This window comes from Psychrobacter sp. (assembly GCF_036731945.1).
GTDB lineage: Bacteria > Pseudomonadota > Gammaproteobacteria > Pseudomonadales > Moraxellaceae > Psychrobacter.
Map to the genome: position 1 here is coordinate 39,156 of NZ_DAINDI010000022.1, position 5,334 is coordinate 44,489.

Here is a 5,334-nt window from a genome sequence, read left to right on the forward strand (position 1 = left end):
CCCACTATTGGTGGGTGAGCCAGGTGTGGGTAAGACTTCAATTGCTGAAGGTTTGGCGTGGTTGATTATCAATGATAAAGCACCAAAACCTTTGAATGGCTGTGTGATTTATAGCCTAGATATCGGCTCATTAATCGCTGGTACTAAGTACCGCGGTGATTTTGAAAAACGGATGAAATCGCTACTTGATGCGTTAAAGAAAAAACCCAATGCGATTTTGTTTATCGATGAGATTCATATGATTATTGGCGCAGGCTCGTCAATGAGTAGCAATATGGACGTCTCAAACTTAATCAAACCAGCACTTGCCAATGGTGAGCTGCGCTGTATTGGTTCAACAACCTTTACTGAATATCGTCAGGTGTTTGAAAAAGACCATGCATTGTCACGCCGTTTCCAAAAGATTGATGTGAAAGAACCAAGTGTCGATGACAGTATCGATATTTTACGTGGGTTGAAACCGCGTTATGAAGAGTTCCATAACGTCGAATATACCGACGAAGCCTTGGTCACTGCTGTGCAATTATCAGCAAAACACATTCACGAGCGCTTTTTACCCGATAAAGCCATCGATGTTATTGACGAAGCCGGTGCTTATAAGCGTTTAGGTATCGTCGCGGATCTAGACGATATTGACGCTGAAGAAAGCTTTATTGCCAATTTAGAACAAGACTTTGATGCGCAAATCGATGCCGATGAAGAAGGTCTTGGGGTTGATAATGACGATGACAGCTTTGATACAACAAGCACTTCCAATGAAATGCAAGAAGAAGCAGATACGGCAAAAGCCAATGATAAAGCCAATGGATCTAAGAAATCTAAAGGCAAACGCGCACCGATAAAAATCGATGTTGCTGATATCGAAGCCATCATTGCTAAGCTTGCGCGTATTCCGCCCAAATCCGTATCAAGTGATGATAAGAGCATTCTTGAGCATTTAGATCGTGATCTTAAGCACTTGGTATTTGGTCAAGATGAAGCGATTGAAACCTTGGCAGATGCGATTAAACTGTCGCGTGCCGGTCTAAAAGCACCAGATAAACCAATTGGCTCATTTATGTTTGCTGGTCCAACCGGGGTTGGTAAAACAGAAGTATCGCGTCAATTAGCAAACTTATTGGGTGTTGAGTTGGTTCGCTTTGATATGTCGGAGTACATGGAAGCGCATACTGCGTCACGTCTGATTGGTGCGCCTCCTGGCTATGTTGGTTATGATCAAGGTGGTTTGCTGACTGAAAAAATCAAAAAAGCACACCCTGATGTCTTTAACTTGTTATTACAAGTGATGGATCATGGTACGTTGACTGATAACAACGGTCGCGTGGCTATCTTTAAGCAAGTGATCGTCATTATGACCACCAACGTCGGCGCTGAAAGTATTAGCCGATCTTCCATGGGCTTTACCCAACAAGATCACAGCCGCGACAATACCGAAGCGCTCAAACGCGTCTTTACGCCTGAGTTCCGTAACCGTTTGGATGCGATTATTCAGTTCAACGCGTTAGATACGTCGGTTGTGGTTTCTGTGGTCGATAAGTTCTTGGTTGAGCTACAAGTACAGCTCGATGATAAGCAAGTTACGCTCGAGATTGACGATGAAGTCCGTGATTACTTGGCGGAAAAAGGCTATGATCGCCTCATGGGTGCGCGTCCTATGCAGCGCCTTATTCAAGACGAGATCAAAAAGCCACTCGCAAGTATGATTTTGTTTGGCGACTTGGTAAACGGCGGGGTAGTCCATCTAAGCTTAGAACCAAAAGAAGCCAATGAGCAAGACGGTGATACGGTTAAGCTTGATAAAACTAGCGGTAAATCTTCGGATAAAGGGTCAGCCGACAGTCGTATTATCTTAACGGTCGTTGAAACCCATGAGCCGCATCCAGATTCTGAGTCACTAGCTAGCTAAGTTTTTGCTACTTGTATAATAACAACGGTTACGGTGTTATAAAAACGGTTACAATGGTAGCCGTTTTTTTATTGCTATAATTTATTGAATGACCGTATTTCTTATCCTCCTATAAAAAATAAAAAAGGACCTATCATGGAATTGTTTGATGAAAAATCTACGAAAACCGAGGCCCAAAAACAAGCGATTTTGGACAATGTGCGCTTACCGGACGACTGGAAACAAGCCTTAGCAGAAGAATTGACCTCTGATAATATGGATAACTTGCGCGCTTTTTTAAAAGAAGCCTATCAATCAGATGATAGTATTTATCCGCCAGCGCCCTTAATGTTTAATGCGTTAAATCTAACGCCATTATCACAGGTGAAGGTGGTGATACTGGGTCAAGACCCTTATCATGGACCAGGGCAAGCGATGGGTTTATCGTTTTCAGTACCAAAAGCGATGCCAAAACCGCCGTCTTTAAATAATGTGCTAAAAGAGATGGCGAGTGACATCGGAATCGCTCCGTCAAAACATGGCGATCTGACTTATTGGGCGCAGCAAGGCGTTTTATTGTTAAACAGCTCGCTTACGGTACAAGAAGGCACGCCAAACAGCCATCAAAATAAAGGTTGGGAGCAGTTTACCGACGCCGTGATTGACGTGGTCAATGAACAAACAGAGCATACGGTATTTATATTGTGGGGTAGTAAAGCGCAGAAAAAGGGCAAATATATCAATACCGATAAACATCTGATTCTGACCGCTGTACATCCATCGCCGTTGGCTGCTAACCGTGGCGGGTTTTTTGGTTCTAAGCCGTTTTCTAAGACCAATGATTATCTAATACAACATGGCCAAAAACCGATCGATTGGCAGTTACCGCAATAAATGAAAAATATGCAAAACATAAGCTTGCAGCACTATCCGCCAGTTAACCACCAACTTGCTACAGATGAACTTTGGTCAGTCGAAGATGTCAACTGGATGCAACAAGCACTTAATCTTGCTAAGCAAGGCGCTGCACGTGAAGAAGTGCCCGTAGGAGCGATACTGGTACACAATCAGCAGATGATAGGGCAAGGTTTTAATGAGCCGATTGGACGCCATGACGCAACCGCGCATGCAGAGATTATCGCGTTAAGGGATGCCTGCACGCGTTTAAACAACTATCGCTTGCCACTTCAGACAACGTTATATGTGACTTTAGAGCCGTGTACCATGTGTATTGGCGCGCTAATTCATGCTCGCGTCGACAAGCTTATCTATGCAGCAAGCGAGCCGAGAGCTGGCATGGTTGGTAGTCAAATGAACTTGGCTGCCGAGCCTTTTTATAATCATCGTATTCAAGTGTATAAAGGCTTATGTCATGAACATAGCAGTCAAATGCTAAAGGCTTTCTTTCGGCAGCGCCGGCAAGCGTCCAAACGAAAAAAAAGATAAAAAACCGTCCAAACGAAAAAAAAGATATTGTTCACACTGCTAGTGATAGGGAGTTTTGTTTGTTATACTATTGCCCTATTTGCTTACGAATCTGTCTATTACCGTGCAAGCGTTTGATAGCACAGGGAAATTCTTTGTTTACCACGAAGTCAGCTTTGCTGACGATTAAGTGAGTGTTATGTCTGCTTCCACACCTGATACTAATGACAATAGTGAGACGCCGTCATTGCGCTATCCGGTTATCTGTATTGATGGTCCAAGTGGGGCAGGTAAAGGCACGGTTACGTGGCGCTTAGCGCAAACCTTGGGCTATCAGCTGCTTGATTCAGGGGCGTTGTATCGCATTGTTGGTTTAAAAGCGTTTGAAGCAGGTCTGATTACAGCAGATGCCAGCCAAGCGATTGATGAGACTGCGTTATTAGAGTTGACCCAAAGCTTACAGATCGTTTTTGAGCCTAATAGCGATTCAGGACGCGTGGATATCATTGTCAATGGCGCTAAGATTGGCGAGCAAGTACGCAATGAAACCGTTGGCGGTTATGCTTCACAAGTTGCAGTTTATCCAAAGGTACGTCAAGCACTGCTTAAATTGCAGCAAGACATGGCAACCCAATCAGGATTGGTCGCTGATGGTCGCGACATGGGCACGGTAGTTTTCCCCGATGCCGATGTAAAGGTCTATCTGACCGCAAGCGCTACCGCTCGCGCAGAGCGCCGCGTGGCACAGCTATTAAAAGCTGGGCAGGCGGCTGATTTCGATGCGATTCTGGCAACGATTAAAGCGCGAGATGAGCGTGATGAAAACCGAGCAACGGCACCGTCAAAACCGGCAAAAGACGCACTGGTTTTAGATAGCTCAAACCTAGACGCTGATGCGGTTTATGAGTTGGTAAAAAAACATTGTCAAGATAAGGGTATTTGTTTTAATCGTTAATAAAAACAACATTTTAAGTACTAAAAGGTTTCCTATGGCTTCTGTTTTAGTATAAAATTGTATAAATATAAGTAAGACAGTTGTTGCTAGTGAGTTTGCTAAACATCGCTTATTAACAACAATCGTTTTTTTATATGACTGCATAAGATATAAAACCAGTATTCTCGTTTTATACAGTCATACATTTGATCCGTACTGTACTGGACAGGATACGGCTATACAAAGGTAGACATAATGGAATCATTTGCTGAACTATTTGAAGCGAGCATCGAAGAAACAGGTCTTGATATCGAGCGTGGCTCGGTTATCACTGGTACTGTTGTAGCCATCGATAGCGATTGGATCACAGTAGATACTGGTCTTAAATCTGAAGGTATCGTCGCTCGTGAAGAGTTTTTAAGCGAAGAAGGCGAACTTGAAGTTGAAGTTGGCGACACAGTTGACGTCGTGGTTGAAGCGGTTGATAACGGTATGGGTCAAACCTTACTGTCACGCGAGAAAGCCAAACGCGTTGAAACTTGGAATTTCCTTGAGAAAATCTCTGATAACGATGAGATCGTTAAAGGTATTATTTCTAGCAAAGTAAAAGGCGGCTTTACCGTTGATATCGGTTCAGTTCGCGCGTTCCTACCAGGTTCATTGGTAGACGTCCGTCCGATTCGTGATACCACGCATCTAGAAGGTAAAGAGCTAGAATTTAAAGTTATCAAACTTGATCAAAAACGTAACAACGTTGTGGTAAGTCGCCGCGCTGTTATGGAAGCTGAAAATTCAGCTGAGCGTGAAGAGCTATTGAACAAGCTTGAAGAAGGTATCGAGATCGAAGGTATCGTTAAGAACCTAACTGATTACGGTGCATTCGTTGATCTTGGTGGTATTGATGGTCTATTACACATCACTGACATGGCATGGCGCCGTATCAAGCACCCATCTGAGGTGGTTGAAGTTGGTCAAGATCTAAAAGTTAAAGTATTGAAGTTTGATCGTGAGCGCAATCGTGTAAGCTTAGGTCTGAAACAACTTGGTACGGATCCTTGGGATAACGTTGGCGGCACTTACCCAGTGGGTA

5 protein-coding genes are annotated in these 5,334 nt (G+C 43.7%); all 5 read left to right on the forward strand.

All coding sequences use genetic code 11. The annotated features are described in order from the left end of the window. Positions 1 to 1,906 (forward strand): AAA family ATPase (locus V7D75_RS06380; protein WP_333613877.1); only part of this gene is annotated, 1,906 nt, incomplete at its 5' end. A 135-nt stretch (positions 1,907 to 2,041) separates the two neighbouring features. Next, the gene (locus V7D75_RS06385; protein WP_333613878.1) at positions 2,042 to 2,779 is read left to right on the forward strand and encodes a uracil-DNA glycosylase; all 738 of its coding nucleotides are present in this window, start codon (positions 2,042 to 2,044) and stop codon (positions 2,777 to 2,779) included. A gap of 9 nt (positions 2,780 to 2,788) precedes the next feature. Then, positions 2,789 to 3,331, forward strand: a complete 543-nt coding sequence (gene tadA / locus V7D75_RS06390) for a tRNA adenosine(34) deaminase TadA (RefSeq protein WP_333613879.1) — start codon at positions 2,789 to 2,791, stop codon at positions 3,329 to 3,331. 178 nt (positions 3,332 to 3,509) lie between these two features. Further along, positions 3,510 to 4,265, forward strand: coding sequence for a (d)CMP kinase (cmk, locus tag V7D75_RS06395; protein ID WP_333613880.1), 756 nt, complete (start codon positions 3,510 to 3,512; stop codon positions 4,263 to 4,265). 231 nt (positions 4,266 to 4,496) lie between these two features. Then, on the forward strand, positions 4,497 to 5,334 hold an 838-nt coding region (locus V7D75_RS06400), incomplete at its 3' end, for a S1 RNA-binding domain-containing protein (protein ID WP_333613882.1).